The organism is Streptomyces caelestis (assembly GCF_014205255.1).
Classification (GTDB): Bacteria; Actinomycetota; Actinomycetes; order Streptomycetales; family Streptomycetaceae; genus Streptomyces; species Streptomyces caelestis.
In genome coordinates, this window is the sequence record NZ_JACHNE010000001.1 from 1,750,666 (window position 1) to 1,770,351 (window position 19,686).

A 19,686-nucleotide genomic window follows, 5' to 3' on the forward strand; every position below is an offset into this window, starting at 1 on the left:
CTCTCGGCACGCGCCGTACGTAAAGCCCCATAAACACGGAACTTCCAGGAGCACACAGTGACCGACGCGCACACCGCCGGCCCCTTCATCGCCGCCATCGACCAGGGCACCACCTCTTCCCGCTGCATCGTCTTCGACCGCGACGGCCGGATCGTCTCCGTCGACCAGAAGGAACACGAGCAGATCTTCCCCAAGCCGGGCTGGGTCGAGCACGACGCCACGGAGATCTGGACCAACGTCCAGGAGGTCGTCGCCGGGGCCATCGAGAAGGCCGGCATCACCCGTGACGACATCAAGGCCATCGGCATCACCAACCAGCGCGAGACGACCGTGCTGTGGGACAGGAACACCGGTGAGCCCGTCCACAACGCCATCGTCTGGCAGGACACCCGCACCGACGCCCTGTGCCGCGAGCTCGGCCGCAACGTCGGCCAGGACCGCTTCCGCCGCGAGACGGGCCTCCCCCTCGCCTCCTACTTCGCCGGTCCGAAGGCCCGCTGGCTGCTCGACAACGTCGACGGGCTGAAGGAGCGCGCCGAGGCGGGCGACATCCTCTTCGGCACCATGGACAGCTGGGTCATCTGGAACCTGACCGGCGGTACCGACGGCGGCAAGCACGTCACGGACGTCACCAACGCCTCCCGCACGATGCTCATGAACCTGCACACCATGCAGTGGGACGACAAGATCTGCGAGTCCATCGGCGTCCCGAAGCAGATCCTGCCCGAGATCCGCTCCTCCGCCGAGGTCTACGGCGAGATCACCGGCGGCAAGCTGGGCGACCTGCTCGGCGGCATCCCGGTCGCCTCCGCGCTCGGCGACCAGCAGGCGGCCCTGTTCGGCCAGACCTGTTTCGCCGAGGGCGAGACCAAGTCGACCTACGGCACCGGCACCTTCATGGTGATGAACACCGGTGACAAGATCATCAACTCCTACAGCGGCCTGCTGACCACCGTCGGCTACAAGATCGGCGACCAGGACACGGTCTACGCCCTGGAGGGCTCGATCGCCGTCACCGGCTCGCTGGTGCAGTGGATGCGCGACCAGATGGGCCTGATCTCCACCGCCGCCGAGATCGAGACGCTCGCGCTGTCGGTGGAGGACAACGGCGGCGCCTACTTCGTCCCGGCCTTCTCCGGCCTGTTCGCCCCGTACTGGCGCTCCGACGCCCGCGGTGTGATCGCCGGCCTGACCCGGTACGTCACCAAGGCGCACCTGGCGCGTGCCGTCCTGGAGGCCACCGCCTGGCAGACGCGCGAGATCGCCGACGCCATGACGAAGGACTCCGGCGTCGAGCTGGCCGCCCTCAAGGTCGACGGCGGCATGACCTCCAACAACCTGCTGATGCAGACCCTCGCCGACTTCGTGGACGCCCCCGTGGTGCGCCCCATGGTCGCGGAGACCACCTGCCTCGGCGCCGCCTACGCCGCCGGTCTCGCCGTCGGCTTCTGGAACAGCACCGACGACCTGCGCGCCAACTGGCGCCGGGCCGCCGAGTGGACCCCCCGCATGGACGCGGACACCCGCGCCCGTGAGTACAAGAACTGGCTCAAGGCCGTCGAGCGGACCATGGGCTGGCTCGAGGACGAGGAGTAAGAAACCGCATGACCAGTCAGTCCACCCTGCAGTCCGTGCCTGCCCTGGGGACGCACCCGGCCTCCGGCTCGAACCCGAGCCGAGCCGAGACCAGGGAGCAGCTCGCCAAGGCGTCGTACGACCTTCTCGTGATCGGCGGCGGCATCCTGGGCATCTCCACCGCCTGGCACGCCGCGCAGTCCGGCCTCAGGGTGGCTCTGGTCGACGCCGGCGACTTCGCCGGTGCCACCTCCTCCGCCTCCTCCAAGCTGCTCCACGGCGGTCTGCGCTACCTCCAGACCGGGGCCGTGAAGCTGGTGGCGGAGAACCACTTCGAGCGCCGTGCGGTCTCCCGGCAGGTGGCCCCCCACCTGGCGAACCCGCTCACGTTCTACCTCCCCGTCTACAAGGGCGGGCCCCACGGCGCGGCGAAGCTCGGGGCGGGCGTCTTCGCCTACTCCGCGCTGTCGGCCTTCGGTGACGGCGTCGGGCACCTGCTCTCGCCGGCCAAGGCCGCGCAGGACGTGCCCGAGCTGCGCACCGAGAACCTCAAGGCCGTGGCCGTGTACGGCGACGACCAGATGAACGACGCGCGCATGGCGCTGATGACGGTCCGCGCGGCCGTGGAGGCGGGCGCGGTCGTCCTCAACCACGCCGAGGTGACGGGCCTGCGCTTCACCCAGGGCCGCGTCACGGGCGCCGAGCTGAAGGACCGCCTCTCCGGTGACGAGTTCGGCGTCAACGCCCGGCTGGTGCTGAACGCGACCGGCCCGTGGGTCGACCATCTGCGGAAGATGGAGGACGCGAACTCCGCGCCGTCCATCCGCCTGTCGAAGGGTGCGCACCTGGTCCTGAAGCGCACCTCCCCCTGGAAGGCCGCGCTCGCGACCCCGATCGACAAGTACCGCATCACCTTCGCCCTCCCCTGGGAGGACATGCTGCTGCTCGGCACCACCGACGAGGAGTTCGAGGGCGACCCGGCGGACGTCGCGGTCACCGAGAGGGACATATCCCAGATCCTCGACGAGGCCGCCTTCTCCGTCCGTGACCAGCAGCTGAACCGCGACCTCATCACGTACGCCTTCGCCGGTCTGCGCGTGCTGCCGGGCGGCCCCGGCGACACCTCGAAGGCCAAGCGCGAGACGGTGGTGACCGAGGGCAAGGGCGGCATGCTGTCCGTCGCGGGCGGCAAGTGGACCACCTTCCGCCACATCGGCCGTACGATCATGAAGAAGCTGGAGTCGCTGCCGGGCCACCCCCTGGGCGACGACTTCGAGCCCATCAGCTCGCTGCCGAAGAGGCTGCCGCTGCCCGGCATCGCCAATCCGCGCGCGGTCGCCCACCGGCTGCTGACCGACCGCCCGGCGCCCGGCCCGCGCATGGGCGCCGACACCGCAAGGCACCTGGCCACGCACTACGGCTCCCTCGCCTTCGACATCGCCCGCCTGGCCAACGAGAGCCCCGAGCTCGCCGAGCGCGTCCACCCCGACGCCCCGGAGATCTGGGCGCAGGTCGTCTGGGCCCGGGACCACGAGTGGGCCGAGACGCAGGACGACGTGCTGCGCCGCCGCACGACGCTGACGATCCGCGGCCTGGCCACGGACGACATCCGCGCCAAGGTCCAGGACCTGCTCGACAAGAAGTAGGCACCCCGGGGACCCGGTTGACGGGAGGGGCGGTTCCACGCCGACGGAGCCGCCCCTCCCGCGTTCCCGACGCCTCCGCGTTCCCGACGCCGTTCGGGACCCCCATAATGACCTGATACGTCGGAGGTCTTGAGCGACAGGGAGGCCGACCATGGCAGTCACCGACGAGGCGATCGTGAAGATCAAGGACATGATCGTCTCCGGCGCGCTGCGGCCGGGCGACCGGCTGCCCAAGGAGAGCGAACTCGCCGCCGACCTCGGCCTGTCCCGCAACTCCCTGCGGGAGGCCGTACGCGCCCTGTCCCTCATCCGGATCCTGGACGTCCGGCAGGGCGACGGCACGTACGTCACCAGCCTCGATCCGCAACTCCTCCTGGAAGCCCTGAGCTTCGTCGTGGACTTCCACCGCGACGACACGGTCCTGGAGTTCCTGGCCGTACGCCGCATCCTGGAGCCCGCCGCTACGGCCATGGCGGCCCTGCGGATCAGCGAGCAGCAACTGGACGCGCTGACGGCCCAGCTGGACAAGCTCGGCGAGGACCCGTCCGTGGAGGATCTCGTCGCCTGCGACCTGGAGTTCCACCGGGGCATCGTGCAGAGCTCGGGCAACTCCGTGTTGTGCTCGCTGCTCGACGGGTTGTCGGGCCCCACCACCCGCGCCCGGATCTGGCGCGGTCTGACCCAGGAGGACGCGGTCGGCCGCACCCTGCGCGAGCACCGGGCGATCGTCGCGGCCCTGCGGGACCGGGACGCCGAGGCGGCGCGTTCCTGGGCGACGGTGCACATCGCGAGCGTGGAGCAGTGGCTGCGTTCCACGCTGTGACCAGGGCCTCACGGACAGCTCGGATGAATCCGGTGTGTTCAGGGGTGGATCGCGGGGCAGTGATGGGGTCACTCCCCCTGCAAGGGGGCTGCGGGCGCCCCCTTGGCACGCCGTAAGGTTGGGGGGTACGCGAGGGCACGTCGGAAGGAGGCGCTGGGTGATCGAGCTCGAGGGGGTTCCCGAGCTGATCGACCCGGTCATGGTGGCCGCGTTCGAAGGCTGGAACGATGCCGGCGACGCCGCCTCCACCGCGGTCGCGCATCTGGACAGGGAGTGGAAGGGCGAGGTCTTCGCGGCGCTGGACGCCGAGGACTACTACGACTTCCAGGTGAACCGCCCCACGGTGTTCATGGAAGCCGGCGTCCGCAAGATCACATGGCCGACGACAAGGTTGTCGGTGGTCCGGGTCGGCGGGGACAAGCCACGCGACCTGGTTCTCGTCCGGGGCATCGAACCGTCCATGCGGTGGCGGTCGTTCTGCAACGAACTGCTCGGCTTCGCCCACGAACTGGGCGTGGAACTGGTGGTCGTCCTGGGCGCCCTGCTCGGTGACACCCCGCACACCCGTCCTGTTCCGATCAGCGGGACGACGTCCGACCCGGACCTGGCCCGCCGCATGGACTTGGAGGAGACCAAGTACGAGGGGCCCACGGGCATCGTCGGCGTCCTCCAGGAAGCGTGCACGCACGCGGGCGTGCCGGCCGTCTCGCTGTGGGCGGCGGTGCCGCACTACGTGTCGCAGCCGCCGAACCCGAAGGCCACGCTGGCCCTCCTGAACCGCCTGGAGGACCTGATCGACGTGCGCATCCCGCTGGGCGAGCTGCCCGAGGACGCGCGCGCCTGGCAGGTCGGCGTGGACCAGCTGGCCGCCGAGGACAGCGAGGTCGCCGAGTACGTCCAGTCGCTGGAGGAGGCCCGGGACACCGCGGAGCTGCCGGAGGCGTCGGGCGAGGCGATCGCCCGCGAGTTCGAGCGCTACCTGCGCCGCCACGACGGCGGCGGACCGCCCGCCTCCGGCGGGCACGCCACGGCGGACGGCAGCGACAGCACGTCGTACCTGCGGGACAACCCCAGCGGCCGTACCCGCCCGCCGAAGCCACCCAAGCCGGGCACGGACGACGACGAGGAGTCGTCGGAGGACTGAGCAGGGCCGAGCACAGCAGAAGGGGCGCCTCCCGGCCGGAAGGCGCCCCTTCGCGTGCTGTACGGCTCGCGTGCTGTACGGCTACAGCGCGACGCCCAGCAGCGCGTCCACGGCCCGGGAGACCACCCCTGGGGCGCCCTCGTCCGTGCCGCCGCTCTCCTGCTGCCGTGCGGCCCAGCGGTCGACCGCGGCGAGGGCGGCCGGGGCGTCCAGGTCGTTGGCGAGGGCCTCGCGGATCTGCTCCACGAGCGCCTCGGCCGGGGGCCCGTCGGGCCGGGAGACGGCGGCCCGCCAGCGGGCGAGCCGTGCGACGGCGTCCTGGAGAACCTGGTCGGTCCACTCCCAGTCGGCGCGGTAGTGGTGGGCGAGCAGGGCGAGCCGGATGGCGGCCGGGTCGACGCCGTCGCGCCGGAGCTTGGAGACGAAGACCAGGTTGCCCTTGGACTTGGACATCTTCTCGCCGTCGAGGGCGACCATGCCGGCGTGCACGTACACCTTGGCCATGGGGAACTCGCCGGTCAGGGCCTGGGCGTGCGAGGCGCCCATCTCGTGGTGCGGGAAGGCCAGGTCGGAGCCGCCGCCCTGGATGTCGAAGCCCATGCCGAGGTGGTCGAGGGCGATGGCCACGCACTCGATGTGCCAGCCGGGCCGCCCGCGTCCGAGCGATCCGCCGTCCCAGCTGGGCTCGCCCTCCCGGGCCGCCATCCACAGCATCGGGTCGAGCGGGTTCTTCTTGCCCGGCCGGTCCGGATCGCCGCCGCGCTCGGCGGACAGCAGCCGCATCGCCGCGGCGTCCAGCCCGGAGACCTTGCCGAAGTGCGGGTCGGACTCGACGGAGAAGTAGACGTCGCCTTCGAGTTCGTACGCCGCGCCCATGTCCCGCAGCCGCTCGACGAGCGGGACGATCCCGGGTATGGCCTCGACGGCGCCTATGTACTCGCGCGGCGGCAGCATCCGCAGGGCCGTCATGTCCTCGCGGAAGAGGGCCGTCTCCTGCTCGGCGAGCGCGGCCCAGTCGAGGCCGTCGCGCTGTGCGCGTTCCAGGAGCGGGTCGTCGACGTCGGTGACGTTCTGGACGTAGTGAACCTGCCGCTTGGTGTCGAGCCACACGCGCTGCACGAGGTCGAACGCGTTGTAGGTCGCCGCGTGTCCTATGTGCGTGGCGTCGTACGGGGTGATGCCACAGACGTAGATACGGGCGACGGGACCGGGGTCGAGGGTGACGAGACCGCCGGTGGCGGTGTCGTGGATCCTCAGGTCGCGGCCCTGACCAGGCAGGGCGGGGACCTCGGAAGCGGGCCAGGCATGCATGCCTTGAGCCTAACCGGACTGAAGTTCCATATACGAATGGGAGCGGCCGGACGGCCGAGAAGGCGCTCTTGCGGTGAACCGGCGGCTGTGCTGCTACACGGGCGGCCAGGGAATCGCCGGCCACTCCCCGCTCGGCTCCGGATGCTTCCCCGAGGCGAGCAGCGCGCCGACCCGCGCGCGTGTGGCGTCGATCTCCGCACCGGTGATCAGCGGCCGGAGCCGGGCGGTGAGCGGACCGTCCTCCGCCAGGTCCTTCCTGAGGCCGTCCAGGACGTCGACGGCCTCCCGCGTGAGGGGCTCCCCCGCCCAGCCCCACAGCAGGGTCCGCAGCTTGTTCTCGACGTTGAAGGTGACGCCGTGGTCGATCCCGTACAGGCGCCCCTCGCCGGTCGGCAGCAGGTGCCCGCCCTTGCGGTCGGCGTTGTTGACGACGGCGTCCAGCACCGCGAGCCGCCGCAGCCGCTCGTCGTCCGCGTGCACGAGGAGCGCGGTGCGGCCCTCGCCGACCTCGGCGAAGCCGATCGCCTTCCAGCCGGGCTCCGGTTCCTCGCCGTCGACCAGCGCGAGCAGCTCCGCCTCCGGTGCCGCCTCGACCCACAGCTGGCACATGCCCTCGCCGTAGGGGCCGCCCCGCAGCACGGTGGGCGGGACGAGGCTCCAGCCGGTGGCCTCGGACACTTCGTACGCGGCGACCTCGCGCTGGGCGAGCGTCCCGTCGGGGAAGTCCCACAGGGGCCTCTCCCCGGCGACCGGCTTGTAGATGCAGGCCGCGTCCCGGCCCTCGTGGGACACCGTGCAGTACAGGGCCGCGTTGGACGCCTCACGGATGCGTCCGCGCACGGTGAGTTCGCCCCGGGCGAGCAGTTCGGCGGCGTCCGGAGGAGGTGTCACGCTCCGCGGCGGTATCCGTTCTGGCGCGGACATACGTGTCCTTCCGGGTCGAGCGGGAGGCTGCACAGCGGGCACGGCGGCCGCCCGGCGTTGACGATGTCGAGGGCGCGCTTGGCGAAGGCCCTCGCCTGCGCGCCGGTGAGCCGGACGCGCAGCATCGGGGGCCCGTTCTCCTCGTCCTGGAGCAGCCGTTCCTCGGCCTCGGCGAGGTCCTCCTCGGAGTCGGCGTCGAGCTCGACGAGCGCCTGCGCCTCGACGATCATCAGCTCCTCCTCGCCGTCCCAGGCGAGCGCCATGGTGCCGACCCGGAACTCCTCCTCGATGGGGGTGTCCAGCGGAGCGGTGTCGGTGATCTCGGACGGTGCGACGGCGGGGACGGCGGCGCTGCCCCCGCTACGGCGTACGACTTCGTCGAGCAGCTCGTCCATGCGTTCGGCGAGCGCGGCGACCTGGGTCTTCTCCAGGGCCACGCTGGTCACCCGGGAGCCGGCGGAGGCCTGGAGGAAGAACGAACGGCGCCCGGGCAGTCCGACCGTACCGGCCACGAAGCGCTCCGGATGGTCGTAGAGGAACACCTGACGGGACACGTCCTGTCTCCATTGGAATCGTGGGAACCGTGTGACTACGGCACTGCTGCGACCGCTTCACCCTACTGCGGCCGACGATCACGGTGCGCCCGCACCACCCCCGACGGGGGCCTCGTCGCCCGGCGGTTCCTCGCGCGGCACCAGGGACGTGAAGTCCCCCGTGTCGCCGAGGCGGACGAGAAACGGTCGTAGTCGTGTGTAGCGGATCGCCGTGATGGAACACGGTTCAACGGCAATCCGCTGGAAGAGGTCGAGATGAAGCCCGAGTGCGTCAGCGACGAGCGACTTGATGACGTCGCCGTGCGAGCACATGAGGTAGACGGCGTCGGCGCCGTGGTCGCGCTCCACGCGCGCGTTCCACTCGCGTACGGCCTCGGCGGCGCGTGTCTGCATGGCCCGCATGGACTCCCCGCCGGGGAACGCCGCCGCGGAGGGGTGCGCCTGCACCACCTCCATCAGGGGCTGGTCCTTCAGCTCGTCGAGCTTGCGCCCCGACCAGTCGCCGTAGTGGCACTCGCCGATGCGCTCGTCGGTGTGCGCGGTGAGCTCCGGCCGGGCCTGGAGGAGGGGCCGGATCGTCTCCTGGCAGCGCTGGAGCGGGCTGGTGACGATCTCGGCGAGGGGCAGCTCGGCGAGCCGCCCGGGCAGCGCGGCGGCCTGCGCCGCGCCGCGTTCGTCGAGGGCGACACCGGGCGTCCAGCCGGCGAGCAGTCCCTCGGTGTTGGCGGTGGAACGTCCGTGCCGGACCAGGATCAACGTGGGCATGCGGTCCAGCGTAGGCGCACGCGAGCGTACGGTGTCCTTCAAGTGACGGGAGACTCTCTTAGTGATCGTCGACTGTGCCATCTACCGCGACGGACACCGGTCGGAAGGGCCGGAGGACTTCTCCGACGCCCTGAGTGAGGCCCGAGCGGCGGGCGGTTTCGTGTGGATCGGGCTGCACGAGCCGACAGAGCGTGAATTCGACCATGTGACCCAGGAGTTCGGGCTGCATCCCCTGGCCGTCGAGGACGCCCTCAAGGCCCATCAGCGGCCCAAGCTGGAGGTGTACGACGACTCGCTCTTCGTGGTGCTCAAGCCGGTGACGTACGAGCCGGAGAGCGACACCGTCTCGGCCGGCGAGATCATGATCTTCCTGGGTGACTCGTTCGTCGTGACCGTCCGGCACGGCGAGGGCGGCCCGCTCAAGGCCGTACGGAACCGGCTGGAGCACGAGCCGGACCTGCTGGGCAACGGACCCACCTCCGTGCTGTACGCGGTCGCCGACGCCGCCGTCGACCACTACCTGGATGTCGCGACCGAGCTGCAGGCCGACCTGGAGGGGCTGGAGGCGGAGGTCTTCTCGCCGGACGACGGGGGTTCGCGGAACACGGCGTCCCGGATCTACAACTTCAAACGGCAGGTCCTGGAGTTCCGCCGGGCGACCGGGCCGCTGGCCCTGCCGATGAGCCGGCTGGCGGGCACGGCGCCGTCCGGCGTGGCGGTGCCGTTCGTGGACGACCGGGCGCGGCCGTTCTTCCGGGACGTGAGCGACCACCTCACGCGCGTGAACGAGTCCGTGGAGAACCTGGACCGGCTGGTGTCGGACATCCTCTCCGCGCATCTGGCGCAGATGAGCGTCCGGCAGAACGACGACATGCGGAAGATCTCCGCGTGGGCGGCCATGGCCGCGATCCCCACGATGGTCGCGGGGATCTACGGCATGAACTTCGAGCACATGCCCGAGCTGCGCTGGGAGTGGTCCTATCCGGTGCTGATCGCGGTGATGGCCGTTCTCGAGGTGCTGGTGTTCCGGCTGTTCAAGCGCCGCGGCTGGTTGTAGACCGGGCCTCTCAGGCGAACTCGGGTGCCGCGGACGCGGGTCCGCCGAGGGGGTCGCGGCGCTCGGGCATCCTCAGCGACACCATCCGGCGCCAGCCGCCCAGCCGTTCGTACGCGTACAGCGCGTGGATGCCCGCCGCGAGCACCGCCGACTTGGCCCTGGACCAGCCGAGGATGCGGCCCATGTGCGCCATGACCCCGAGGCTGACGTCCCGGTGGATCCGGATCTCGGCGAGCGCGCACGCGCGCAGGGTCCGCTGGATGGCCCGGCCGTGGCCCGCGTGGGCGAAGCGCAGCAGTTCCTCGTGGCAGTAGGCGAGGTGGTTGTCCTCGTCGTGGGAGATCTGCCTGACCGCGCGGCCGATGTCGGGGTCGTCGGCGAAGTGCTTGCGGAGGAGTTCCATCTGCTCGGAGGCGCGCTGTTCGGTGACCCTGCTGTGCGAGAGGTACGTGACGATGTCCTGGACCGTGAGCCGCTCGTCGCGCCCCAGCTGCTCGTGCGCGAGGCCGATGCCGTTCTTCTCCAGGAGCATGGTGTAGTCGGTCTCCGGCGGGACCGGGACGGGGTCGAGGCCGCGCTTCTTCATCAGGGCGTTGAAGATCCGGCCGTGCTTGTCCTCGTCGACGCCGTGCCGGGTGATCTTGGGAGCGAGTTCCCGCTCGCTTTCGGGGACGAGCGCGGCGATACGGGCGTTCTCCCAGCCGCCCTGGGACTCGCCGCTCGCGGCGATGGAGCAGAACAGGGCGAAGGACTCGTCGTTGGCGAGGATCTCCTGGAACACACTCTTGGCCGAAAGCATCGTGAGCACCTCTCCCGCGCGCGTGCGCGTGCCGCGCGATCCGCCCGGTTCCCGCAGGTATCCGCAGGTATCCGCAGAGAACGAGTCAAGTGCGGGGCGGCAGGTGCTGCAACAGTTGCGTCGGACAACTCGGCCGAACGGAGGACACGGGAGACTGTGTTCGAACCGGCCCGGCCGGCATGTCCGGGAGGGGCCTGGCGTAACCGCCGGGGGGCACGCCGCGTTGTTCTGCGTGACGGCCGTGGCGGGGAAGACCCCCGAGCCCCCACCACGGCCGCAGAAGACTCAAGCCCGTTACGCGAGCCCCGCACGCTCCAGGGCTTCCGTGCCGGCGCGGAGAGACGCGAGCCGCTCGTCGAGCGTGAAGCCCGCCGGGGCGAGGCTCAGGGTGGTGACACCGGCCTCCGCGTAGGCCTTCATCCGGTCCGCGATCCGGTCGACGGAACCCAGCAGCGCGGTCTTGTCGATCAGCTCGTGCGGTACGGCAGCCGCGGCGCCCTGCTTGTCGCCGGACAGGTACTTGCCCTGGATCTCGGCGGCCTCCTTCTCGTAGCCCATGCGCTGGGCGAGCTGGTTGTAGAAGTTCTGCTTGGGGCTGCCCATGCCGCCGACGTACAGCGCGGTGTAGGGGCGGAAGGTGTCGGCGAGCGCGGCGACGTCCTTGTCGTCGCCGACGGCGAGGGGCAGGGTCGGGCAGACGTCGAAGCCGTCGAGGGTCTTGCCGGCCTTCTCACGGCCGGCCCGCAGGTACTTGATCGTCGTGTCCTCGAGGTGCTCGGCGGAGGGGAAGATCAGCAGGGCGCCGTCGGCGATCTCGCCGGTCTGCTCCAGGTTCTTCGGGCCGATCGCGGCGATGTACAGCGGGATGTGCTCGCGCTGCGGGTGCACGGTCAGCTTGAGGGGCTTGCCCGGACCGCCGGGCAGCGGCAGCGTCCAGTGCTCGCCCTCGTAGGACAGACGCTCGCGCGTCATGGCCTTGCGGACGATCTCGACGTACTCACGCGTGCGTGCCAGCGGCTTGTCGAACTTGACGCCGTACCAGCCTTCGGAGACCTGCGGGCCGGAGACGCCGAGTCCGAGGCGGAACCGGCCGCCGGAGAGGGAGTCGAGGGTGGCTGCCGTCATGGCGGTCATCGCGGGCTGGCGGGCCGGGATCTGGAAGATGGCGGAGCCGACGTCGATCCGCTCGGTCTGCGCGGCGACCCAGGTCAGTACGGTGGCGGCGTCGGAGCCGTAGGCCTCGGCGGCCCAGCAGACGGCGTATCCGAGCCGGTCGGCCTCCTGGGCGACGGCCAGATTGTCCGCGTCCATTCCGGCACCCCAGTAGCCGAGGTTGATACCGAGCTGCATGCCGAATCCCCTTACCGATCAGTAACGTGCACGTGCGGAGACCTTAGCGTGCGGCTGTGCGGGAACCCAGCGGCGGGCAGTCGTGCTTGGCGACTCGCGCCCGGCCTCCGGAAATCGGCCGTCCACAGCCCCCACATGGAAGGTTCTGGCCAGTAATCTCGGCGTTCATGGAGCAGAGGCATCTCGGCCGCACCGGCCTGCGTGTGTCCCGGATCGGGCTCGGCACCCTGACCTGGGGACGGGACACCGACGAGCACGACGCCGCGGACCTGATGAAGACGTTCTGGGAAGCGGGCGGGACCCTCGTCGACACCGCGGACGTGTACGGCGACGGAGAGGCCGAGTACCTGCTCGGCAGGCTCATGGACGGCCTGGTGCCCCGCCGGGACCTGGTCGTGTCCACCAAGGCCGGCAGCGTGCCGGACCCCGACCGCCGCTTCGACACCTCCCGCGGCCATCTGCTCGCCGCGCTGGACGCCTCACTCTCCCGGCTCGGCACCGACTACGTCGACCTGTGGCACGTGCACGCCTTCGACCCGGACACCCCGCTGGAGGAGACGCTCCAGGCCCTCGACCTCGCGGTCGCCAGCGGCCGGGCCCGCTACGCCGCCGTGTCCAACTTCTGCGGCTGGCAGCTGGCCAAGGCCGCGACCTGGCAGCTGGCGGCCCCCGGCACCCGGACCCGGCTGGCGGCTACGCAGCTGGAGTACTCGCTGCTCCAGCGGGGCATCGAGCGCGAGGTGCTGCCGGCCGCGCTGGACCTGGGCATCGGGCTGCTGCCGTCCTCGCCGCTGGGGCGCGGGGTGCTCACGGGCAAGTACCGGGGCGCCACGACACCGCCGGACTCGCGCGGTGCCTCGGAGCACCTCGCGCCGTTCGTCGCGCCGTATCTGGACGACACGGCGGGGCGCATCGTGGACGCCGTGACGACCGCGGCCGACGGTCTCGCGGTGACGCCGCTCCAGGTGGCGCTGGCCTGGGTCCGCGACCGGCCGGGAGTGGCCGCGCCCATCGTCGGCGCGCGCAACGCGCTGCAGCTCACGGCGGCATTGTCAGTGGAGACCCTTAGTCTTCCTGACGAGATCTGCCGGGCGCTCGACGACGTGTCGGCGCCGGTGCACCGCTATCCCGATCACGACTGGAGCACGCTGTGAGCACGGAGCCGGAGACCACGGAGGACGCCGAGCCGGGGACGCCGACCGGTGGTGCGGAGACCGAGGGGACCCAGGGGGACGCAGCCGGTTCCGGGGAGGTGCCCGAGGGCGGTGGGACCGAGGGGGACGCAGCCGGTTCCGGGGAGGTGCCCGCGGCCGAGGGGGCCGAAGGGGACGCAGCCGCTTCCGGTGAGGTGTCCGAGGCCGAGGCCGAGCTGCGGGCACAGCGGGCCGTGCGGGAGCGTATCGAGCAGCGCAAGGCCGAGAAGAAGGCGCCGATCGAGGCCGGCACCAAGCTGAGCGGCAAGGCCGCCGATCTGCTCGCGGCCGTACGGGCCGTGGAGAGCGGCGAGAAGCCGGTCGCCACGGTGTTCCAGGACCCCGAGCCCGCCCCCCGGCGCTCCGCCCCGGAGCCGGTACGACGGCCGCAGCCCGTGTCGGCCGAGGCCGCCGCCGCGTCGACGGCTCCCGCGCCGGCGGCGGTGCAGGCCGTACGGCAGGTGCTCGGCGAGGGCGGCGCCCCCGAGGTGCTCGCGCCGCAGGTGGCCGCGGCACTCGGCGAGGGCGCGGACGAACAGCTGCGCGCGGATCCCTGGCAGTTGCTGCGGGTCGCCGGCGTGCGGCCCGAGCAGGCCGACGGGTTCGCGCGGGCCCTGCTCGGCGCCGAGTGCGGTCCGGACGACGAGCGGCGGGGCCGGGCCGTCACCGTCTGGCTCCTGGAGCAGGCCGCGCTGGCCGGGCATACCGCCCTGGAGATGCCGGCGCTCCTCGCGGCCCTGGCCCAGCGGGGCGTGCCGGACCCCGACAGCGCCGTGCAGGACGCGATCGCGGAGGGTGACGCGCTGGTCTTCCAGGACGCGCTGGAGGAGACCGGTGCCGCGCCGGCACCGGCCGGGGAAGAGGACACGGAGGAGGACGAGGAGCGTCCGGTCCGTGTCCTGGCCGGGCTTGAGCGGTACGCGCTCGCGGAGGAGAGCCTGGCCGACGGTCTGGCCCGGCTGGTGAACTCGGTGCCCAAGCAGGACGGTTCGGCCGAGGACTGGGAGCGGGTCGCCGCCGCGGCCCAGGGCTCGACGGGTGAGCTGCTCCGCGCGGTCGCCGCTCATGGCCTGGTCCTGCACACCGGGGGCGAGGCCTCCCTGACCGAGCCCGCGGCGCTGCTGACCGCCGCGCACACCCTCGGCCTGCGTGCCTGGGCCGCCACCCACGGCCCGATCGGCCGCACCCGCTTCGCGGCCCTGCTGGGCCGGCAGACAGCGCCCGGCACCCCGTCCACGGACGCCCACTCCCCCGTCGCCCACTCCCCCGTCACCACCGTCGCCGGACTGCTCTCCGGGGCCGAAGGACCTGGCCGGGATGCCGACGGGGCGCTCGACCTCGATCTGCTCGTCGTGCTCGACGCGCCGCAGCTGGATGTCGAGACGGCCGCGCTGCTGACGGAGTCGCTGCCGGACGGGGCGCGGCTGGTGCTGGCCGGGGACCCGGGGGTGCTGTGGTCCGTGGGTCCGGGCCGGGTGTTCGCGGATCTGCTCGCGGCGCGGATCTGCCCGCAGGTCGCCTCGCGGCAGCCGGATCCCGGGCCGCTGGGCGAGCTGGTCTCCGGTATCGGCATCGGCGAGCTGAACCAGGTCGAGGCCCCGGGCAAGGAGGTCGTGATCGTGCCCGTGCGGGACGCCGGCGAGGCCGTGCACCGGACGGTGCAGCTCGTCGTGGACTCGGTGCCGCGGGCGCTCGGCGTACCGGCCGAGGAGACGCGGGTGATCACACCGGGGCACGGCGGCGCCGTCGGCACGCGCGCGCTCAACGCGGCGTTGAAGGAGCGGCTCAATCCGGGCCCGGGCCGCTTCGGCGGCTTCGACCCCGGTGACCGGATCGTCTACTCCCCCGTGCCGGGCCGTGCGCTGCCGGGCCGCGTGGTGAAGGCGGATGCCGAGGGGCTGCACCTGTCGTGCGAGGGCGAGGCTGTCGTCGTCCCGAAGGAGCGGGTGGAGCAGTCCGTACGGCACGGCTGGGCGCTCACCGCGCACCAGGCGGTGGGGAGCCGGTGGCCCGCGGTGGTCGTGGTGCTGCCCGGCGATGCCGCGCAGGCCCTCAGCCGGCCGTGGGTGTACACGGCGTTCGGGCGGGCCGACCGCCATCTGTCCGTCGTGCACGGGGTGGAACAGGCGTTGGCCCGGGCCGTCGCCGAGGTTCCGGCGAAGCCCCGGACGACCCGGCTTCCGGTGCTGCTCGCCCCGCAGATCAGCGGCTGACGACGACGGCGGTGGTCGCGGGGCCTGCCCGTGACCACCGCCGTCGGGTGGCTGACTGACGCGTGCGCTCAGCGGCGGTCCGCGTCCAGCGGCTCCAGGTCCTCGTCCTCGTCCAGGTCGGTGTCGAGGTCCTCCTCCAGCTCCTCCGCGCCGTCGTCATCGTCATCGTCATCGACGCCGATCTCGTCGTCGAACACGGCACTGACGTCGAAGCGGCAGACCACGCTCTGCGGATCGACCTGCTCGAACGGCGCCTCCAGCCACTCGCCGGGGTCGGCCGGTTCCTCCGCCGCCGTCACCCAGAGCGTGGAGTCGCCCTCCTCCAGCCCGAACTCCTTGTGCCGCGAGGCGATCTCGTCGGGTTCGAACTCGCCGAAGAGGAGGCCGAGCGCACCATGGATCGTCCCGGAGGCGGCCGGGCCGTCCTCACCCTCCGCGGCCTCGATCCGCTGCGCCTGCGCGAGCAGCCGCTGCGGCTCGGCCACCGCGTAGTCGCGGCGGATCAGTACGCTCAGCGCGTTCGGTTCCTCGGGCCCGGTGTACGGGGGCAGCGCGTCCTCCGTACCGGGGATCTCGAAGGGTGTGACCTCGTCGTAACGGTCGTAGAGCAGTTCGTCGTACACCTCTGCGGCCGCGGCCAGCTGGTTGAACGCCTCGTAGACGGCCGGGTCGTCCTCCCCCGACCTGCGTTCCACCGCGGCCAGGTGGCGGTCGAGCGCGGTCTTGACCGCCTCGGCGGCGGCACGTACCTCGGCAGCAGTGGGCTGCGCAGCATCAGACATAGTGCAGACGCTATCCGTACCAGGCCCCAGCCCGCACAATAGATGCGATGCCGGAATACGAATTTGTCGACGTGTACGTACCGCGCGGGGTCTCCCGCAAGGAGACGGCACGTCTGCTGACGGACCATGCCGAGTACGGACACTGGGAGTTGTACCGTCTGAGCCTGCTGCGCGACGGCAGCCGCAAGGTGCGGTTGCGCCGGCGGATCATCCGTCAGGTGCGGGCCACGTGGTGAGCTGAGACGGGGCACGGGGAGAAGGCACACACGGGAGCGGGCCCCGCATCGGCGGGGCCCGCTCCGTTTTCCGGGGCTGTCAGGCCCATCGGGCTGTCAGGCCGAGGTGCGCGCCTTGCGGTAGAGGATCGAGCCCGCGAGCAGCGCGCCCGCGCCGGCCGGCAGGGCGAGGCCGAGCGGCAGGTCGCTGCCGGTGCTGGCGAGCTGGGCGTCGCCCTTGGGCTGGGTGACGAACTGGCTGCCCGGCTTGTTGCCGTGCGAGGAGCCGCCCGGCGTCTCGGTGTACGCACCGGGCGGCGTGCCCGGGGTGCCGGGGCCGCCCAGGTCACCCGGGCCGCCGGGGCTGCCCGGGTTCCCGGGATCGCCCGGATCACCGGGGTTGCCCGGGTTTCCGGGGTCACCCGGGTTGCCGGGGTTGCCCGGGTCACCCGGCTGTCCCGGGTTCTCGTTGCCGCCGCCGGGCGGGTTGGCGTGGTGCCCGCCGGAGCCGCCGTTCGCGCAGTCGTCGCCCGTGCTGGAGTTGCCGACGCCGACGACGTCGACGCTGTTGCCGCAGACGTTCACCGGCACGTGGATCGGCGCCTGGACGTGGTTGCCCGAGCCGACGCCCGGCGAGTCGCCGGCGTGGCCGCCCGCGTGCGAGCCGTCGTGGCCGCCTGAATCGCCGTGTCCCTCCGACGACGATCCACCGTCCTGGTTGGCACACGAGTTGCCCACCGACGGGTTGAGGACACCGATCACGTTGACCGTGTTCCCGCACACGTTGACCGGCGCGTGCACCGGCGCCTGCACCGAGTTCCCGGACAGCACGCCGGGCGAGCCGGAACCGGAGCCCTGTGCGCCCGAGGCGGCGTGAGCGGAGCCGCCCGCGGCGGCGATCACGCCGGTCGCGGCCGCCACGGTCATCAGACCCTTGCGGGTGACCTGTCGCATTCCTGAATACCTGCCTTCGACCTGTCTCGAATTCTTCTCGAATTCCTCGAAAGAAGCGTTCGGTCCCGGAGCGCATGGCATGCGCTCCGGGACCGATGGCTTTGGACTCCCCTCAACGAGGGGGAAGCGTCACTTGTTGACGCAGGTGTTGCCGAAGGCGGGGTTCAGCAGCCCGATCACGGAGACCGTGTTGCCGCAGACGTTCACCGGGACGTGAACGGGGGCCTGAATGACGTTGCCGGACACGACACCCGGGGAGTGCGCGGCGGCACCCTGGGCACCCGAGTCGGCGACGGCCAGACCCGCGCCCGCGAGAACCAGCCCACCGGTGGCAGCCGCAGCAGCGACGACCTTCTTGATCATTATTATCCTCCTAGTTGGCAAAGCGACCAATCTTGCGATCGCATTACCTGTAACGAGGAGGGAGTAATGAGGCTACGAGCTTATGGTCGCATTCACCCTTCCCAGTCGATCTCGCACATCCGGCCGAATAGCGATGTTTCGCAGGGGCGGTTTCAGGATGCGTCGATGAACCGGTCGAGCACCCGCACGCCGAACTTCAGGCCCTCCACCGGCACCCGCTCGTCCACGCCGTGGAACATGCCGGCGAAGTCCAGCTCCGGCGGCAGCTTCAGCGGCGCGAAGCCGAAGCCCCGGATGCCCAGGTCGTCGAAGGACTTCGCGTCCGTCCCGCCGGAGAGCATGTAGGGGATCGCCTTGGCGGTCGGGTCCTCGGCCAGCAGCGACGACTGCATCGCCTCCACGAGCGCCCCGTCGAAGGTGGTCTCGACGGCCTTGTCGGCGTGGACGTCCTCGCGCCGCACCTTGGGGCCGAGGATGCGGTCGAGGTCGGCGAGGAACTCGTCCTCGAACCCGGGCAGGAAGCGGCCGTCGACGTGGGCGGTCGCCTCGCCCGGGATGACGTTGACCTTGTAGCCGGCGCCGAGCTGCGTGGGATTGGCCGTGTTGCTCAGGGTCGCGCCGATGAGCTTGGCGATGCCCCCCAGCTTCGCGAGGGTCGACTCCATGTCCTCCGGGTCGAGTTCGGTGCCGAACGCGTCACCGAGCTCGTCGAGGAAGGCGCGGGTGGTCTTGGTGACCCGCACCGGGAACTTGTGCCGCCCCAGCCGCGCGACGGCCTCCGACAACTCGGTGATCGCGTTGTCCCGGTGGATCATCGATCCGTGCCCGGCCGTGCCGGCCACGGTGAGCTTCATCCAGTGCATGCCCTTCTCGGCCGTCTGGATCAGGTACAGCCGCCGCTCCTCGCTCACGGTGAACGAGAATCCGCCCACCTCACTGATCGCCTCGGTGACGCCCTCGAAGAGGTCCCGGTGGTTGTCGACGAGGTAGCGGGCCCCGTACGTGCCGCCCGCCTCCTCGTCCGCGAGGAACGCGAGGACGATGTCGCGCGGCGGCTTGCGCCCGCTGCGCAGCCGGTCCCGGACGACCGCGAGGGTCATCGCGTCCATGTCCTTCATGTCGACGGCACCGCGGCCCCACACGCAGCCGTCGGCGATCTCACCGGAGAAGGGGTGGTGGGTCCAGTCGTCGGCGTTGGCGGGTACGACGTCGGTGTGGCCGTGGATGAGGAGCGCCGGCCGGGAGCGGTCCTCGCCCTCGATCCGGGCCACCGTGGAGGCGCGGCCCGGGTGCGACTCGAAGATCTGCGGTTCGAGCCCCACCTCGGCGAGCTTCTCGGCGACGTACTCCGCCGCCTTGCGCTCGCCCGGACCCGAGTGGTCGCCGTAGTTGCTGGTGTCGATCTGGATCAGCTCGCGGCAGAGGTCCACGACCTCGTCCTCGCCGGTGACGTTCCTGGCCGTGTCCGTCTCGCTCACGTGCTTCCTCCCGGTGTCACTGCTGGTGGGTCCCCCTCATCCTCCCTCTCCCCGGCCCGCACCCCAAGACCGGTCCCGGCCCGTCACACGCCGTTCACGCCCGGCCGGGTGCGGGCGGGGGGTGATCGGCCACCCCCGAGAGCCTGGTAATGTTTACGTCGTCGCCACGGGGAGGACCCGCGCGACAGACACCTTGTCCGGGTGGCGGAATGGCAGACGCGCTAGCTTGAGGTGCTAGTGCCCTTTATCGGGCGTGGGGGTTCAAGTCCCCCCTCGGACACAGATGGAAAAGCCCCTCTCGTCGAGGGGCTTTTCGTCGTTTGCGGGGACGCTCTTCGAGGGTGGCCGGGGGAAATGTGGGCGACATCTCGCCAGGCCGGGAGAAGCACAGGTGGGAGCCGGGGCTCCGGGCCTCCGGGCCGTCTCGCGTTTGCCTCCCAGTGGCGGACATGACAGGGCGAAGTCACCCGACCACTAGAGTATTGGGCTTGTTCGCACCGGAACGGAACATCCCCAGGCAGACCTGCGGGCCCACCGGCG

The 19,686-nt window shown here is 71.3% G+C and carries 18 protein-coding genes and 1 tRNA gene; 9 read left to right on the forward strand and 10 right to left on the reverse strand.

Features of this window, described 5'->3' with window-relative positions; all coding sequences use genetic code 11:
- The first annotated feature begins 57 nt into the window (after positions 1–57).
- The 4 genes from glpK (at position 58) to HDA41_RS07910 (ending at position 5,188) form a co-directional block, all read left to right on the forward strand.
- Positions 58–1,596, forward strand: coding sequence for a glycerol kinase GlpK (gene glpK, locus HDA41_RS07895; RefSeq protein WP_184981994.1), 1,539 nt, complete (start codon positions 58–60; stop codon positions 1,594–1,596).
- Between the two features lie 8 nt (positions 1,597–1,604).
- Positions 1,605–3,221 carry a glycerol-3-phosphate dehydrogenase/oxidase gene (locus HDA41_RS07900; protein WP_184981996.1) on the forward strand — a complete coding sequence of 539 codons (1,617 nt, stop codon included), beginning with the start codon at positions 1,605–1,607 and terminating at the stop codon, positions 3,219–3,221.
- Positions 3,222–3,372: 151 nt separating this feature from the next.
- On the forward strand, positions 3,373–4,044 hold the full coding sequence (locus tag HDA41_RS07905) for a FadR/GntR family transcriptional regulator (protein ID WP_184981998.1): 672 nt from the start codon (positions 3,373–3,375) through the stop codon (positions 4,042–4,044).
- A 157-nt stretch (positions 4,045–4,201) separates the two neighbouring features.
- On the forward strand, positions 4,202–5,188 hold the full coding sequence (locus HDA41_RS07910) for a PAC2 family protein (protein ID WP_184982000.1): 987 nt from the start codon (positions 4,202–4,204) through the stop codon (positions 5,186–5,188).
- An 81-nt stretch (positions 5,189–5,269) separates the two neighbouring features.
- Here HDA41_RS07910 and mshC read toward each other — a convergent pair whose 3' ends face one another.
- The 4 genes from mshC to HDA41_RS07930 form a co-directional block, all read right to left on the reverse strand.
- Positions 5,270–6,499, reverse strand: a complete 1,230-nt coding sequence (mshC, locus tag HDA41_RS07915) for a cysteine--1-D-myo-inosityl 2-amino-2-deoxy-alpha-D-glucopyranoside ligase (RefSeq protein ID WP_184982002.1) — start codon at positions 6,497–6,499, stop codon at positions 5,270–5,272.
- Between the two features lie 93 nt (positions 6,500–6,592).
- A complete protein-coding gene (locus HDA41_RS07920; RefSeq protein ID WP_184982004.1) occupies positions 6,593–7,423 on the reverse strand; it encodes an Rv2133c family protein in 831 nt (276 codons plus the stop codon).
- Complete coding sequence (locus tag HDA41_RS07925; RefSeq protein ID WP_184982006.1) at positions 7,387–7,977, reverse strand: Rv2134c family protein; 591 nt, start codon at positions 7,975–7,977, stop codon at positions 7,387–7,389. Before HDA41_RS07925 ends, HDA41_RS07920 begins: the two co-directional genes overlap by 37 nt.
- Positions 7,978–8,055: 78 nt before the next feature.
- On the reverse strand, positions 8,056–8,742 hold the full coding sequence (locus HDA41_RS07930; protein ID WP_184982008.1) for a histidine phosphatase family protein: 687 nt from the start codon (positions 8,740–8,742) through the stop codon (positions 8,056–8,058).
- A gap of 61 nt (positions 8,743–8,803) precedes the next feature.
- Between HDA41_RS07930 and corA the strand changes: the two genes are divergently transcribed.
- Positions 8,804–9,799, forward strand: coding sequence for a magnesium/cobalt transporter CorA (gene corA, locus HDA41_RS07935; RefSeq protein ID WP_184982010.1), 996 nt, complete (start codon positions 8,804–8,806; stop codon positions 9,797–9,799).
- A gap of 10 nt (positions 9,800–9,809) precedes the next feature.
- Here the strand turns inward: corA and HDA41_RS07940 are convergent, their stop codons facing one another.
- Both HDA41_RS07940 and HDA41_RS07945 read right to left on the reverse strand, forming a co-directional pair.
- Positions 9,810–10,598 (reverse strand): ferritin-like domain-containing protein, encoded by a 789-nt coding sequence (locus HDA41_RS07940; RefSeq protein ID WP_184982012.1) that lies wholly within the window; start codon positions 10,596–10,598, stop codon positions 9,810–9,812.
- Between the two features lie 294 nt (positions 10,599–10,892).
- Positions 10,893–11,948, reverse strand: coding sequence for an LLM class F420-dependent oxidoreductase (locus HDA41_RS07945; protein ID WP_184982014.1), 1,056 nt, complete (start codon positions 11,946–11,948; stop codon positions 10,893–10,895).
- A gap of 167 nt (positions 11,949–12,115) precedes the next feature.
- Between HDA41_RS07945 and HDA41_RS07950 the strand changes: the two genes are divergently transcribed.
- Positions 12,116–13,102 carry an aldo/keto reductase gene (locus tag HDA41_RS07950; RefSeq protein WP_184982016.1) on the forward strand — a complete coding sequence of 329 codons (987 nt, stop codon included), beginning with the start codon at positions 12,116–12,118 and terminating at the stop codon, positions 13,100–13,102.
- Positions 13,099–15,354 (forward strand): ATP-dependent DNA helicase, encoded by a 2,256-nt coding sequence (locus HDA41_RS07955; protein ID WP_184982017.1) that lies wholly within the window; start codon positions 13,099–13,101, stop codon positions 15,352–15,354. The genes HDA41_RS07950 and HDA41_RS07955 overlap by 4 nt, the downstream gene beginning before the upstream one ends.
- 68 nt (positions 15,355–15,422) lie before the next feature.
- Here HDA41_RS07955 and HDA41_RS07960 read toward each other — a convergent pair whose 3' ends face one another.
- Positions 15,423–16,136, reverse strand: a complete 714-nt coding sequence (locus HDA41_RS07960; protein WP_184982018.1) for a hypothetical protein — start codon at positions 16,134–16,136, stop codon at positions 15,423–15,425.
- 47 nt (positions 16,137–16,183) lie between these two features.
- Between HDA41_RS07960 and HDA41_RS07965 the strand changes: the two genes are divergently transcribed.
- Entirely contained in the window at positions 16,184–16,372 is a 189-nt protein-coding gene (locus tag HDA41_RS07965; protein WP_003989151.1) for a DUF5703 family protein, read from the forward strand.
- Between the two features lie 96 nt (positions 16,373–16,468).
- Here HDA41_RS07965 and HDA41_RS40605 read toward each other — a convergent pair whose 3' ends face one another.
- The 3 genes from HDA41_RS40605 to HDA41_RS07980 form a co-directional block, all read right to left on the reverse strand.
- Positions 16,469–17,305 carry a chaplin gene (locus HDA41_RS40605; RefSeq protein ID WP_221511445.1) on the reverse strand — a complete coding sequence of 279 codons (837 nt, stop codon included), beginning with the start codon at positions 17,303–17,305 and terminating at the stop codon, positions 16,469–16,471.
- 129 nt (positions 17,306–17,434) lie between these two features.
- The gene (gene chpH, locus HDA41_RS07975) at positions 17,435–17,668 is read right to left on the reverse strand and encodes a chaplin ChpH (protein WP_184982019.1); all 234 of its coding nucleotides are present in this window, start codon (positions 17,666–17,668) and stop codon (positions 17,435–17,437) included.
- 152 nt (positions 17,669–17,820) lie between these two features.
- Positions 17,821–19,146, reverse strand: a complete 1,326-nt coding sequence (locus HDA41_RS07980) for a M20/M25/M40 family metallo-hydrolase (protein WP_184982020.1) — start codon at positions 19,144–19,146, stop codon at positions 17,821–17,823.
- Between the two features lie 195 nt (positions 19,147–19,341).
- Between HDA41_RS07980 and HDA41_RS07985 the strand changes: the two genes are divergently transcribed.
- Positions 19,342–19,426, forward strand: a tRNA-Leu gene (locus HDA41_RS07985).
- The last annotated feature ends 260 nt before the right edge of the window (positions 19,427–19,686 follow it).

Bases quoted from the DNA above. Each gene is read 5' to 3' on its own strand.
- HDA41_RS07930 (WP_184982008.1), bottom strand. From the start codon at position 8,742: ATGCCCACGTTGATCCTGGTCCGGCACGGACGTTCCACCGCCAACACC.
- HDA41_RS07950 (WP_184982016.1), top strand. From the start codon at position 12,116: ATGGAGCAGAGGCATCTCGGCCGCACCGGCCTGCGTGTGTCCCGGATC.
- HDA41_RS07905 (WP_184981998.1), top strand. From the start codon at position 3,373: ATGGCAGTCACCGACGAGGCGATCGTGAAGATCAAGGACATGATCGTC.
- HDA41_RS07960 (WP_184982018.1), bottom strand. From the start codon at position 16,136: ATGTCTGATGCTGCGCAGCCCACTGCTGCCGAGGTACGTGCCGCCGCC.
- HDA41_RS07945 (WP_184982014.1), bottom strand. From the start codon at position 11,948: ATGCAGCTCGGTATCAACCTCGGCTACTGGGGTGCCGGAATGGACGCG.
- HDA41_RS40605 (WP_221511445.1), bottom strand. From the start codon at position 17,305: ATGCGACAGGTCACCCGCAAGGGTCTGATGACCGTGGCGGCCGCGACC.
- HDA41_RS07965 (WP_003989151.1), top strand. From the start codon at position 16,184: ATGCCGGAATACGAATTTGTCGACGTGTACGTACCGCGCGGGGTCTCC.
- HDA41_RS07920 (WP_184982004.1), bottom strand. From the start codon at position 7,423: ATGTCCGCGCCAGAACGGATACCGCCGCGGAGCGTGACACCTCCTCCG.
- HDA41_RS07940 (WP_184982012.1), bottom strand. From the start codon at position 10,598: ATGCTTTCGGCCAAGAGTGTGTTCCAGGAGATCCTCGCCAACGACGAG.
- chpH (WP_184982019.1), bottom strand. From the start codon at position 17,668: ATGATCAAGAAGGTCGTCGCTGCTGCGGCTGCCACCGGTGGGCTGGTT.
- mshC (WP_184982002.1), bottom strand. From the start codon at position 6,499: ATGCATGCCTGGCCCGCTTCCGAGGTCCCCGCCCTGCCTGGTCAGGGC.
- HDA41_RS07900 (WP_184981996.1), top strand. From the start codon at position 1,605: ATGACCAGTCAGTCCACCCTGCAGTCCGTGCCTGCCCTGGGGACGCAC.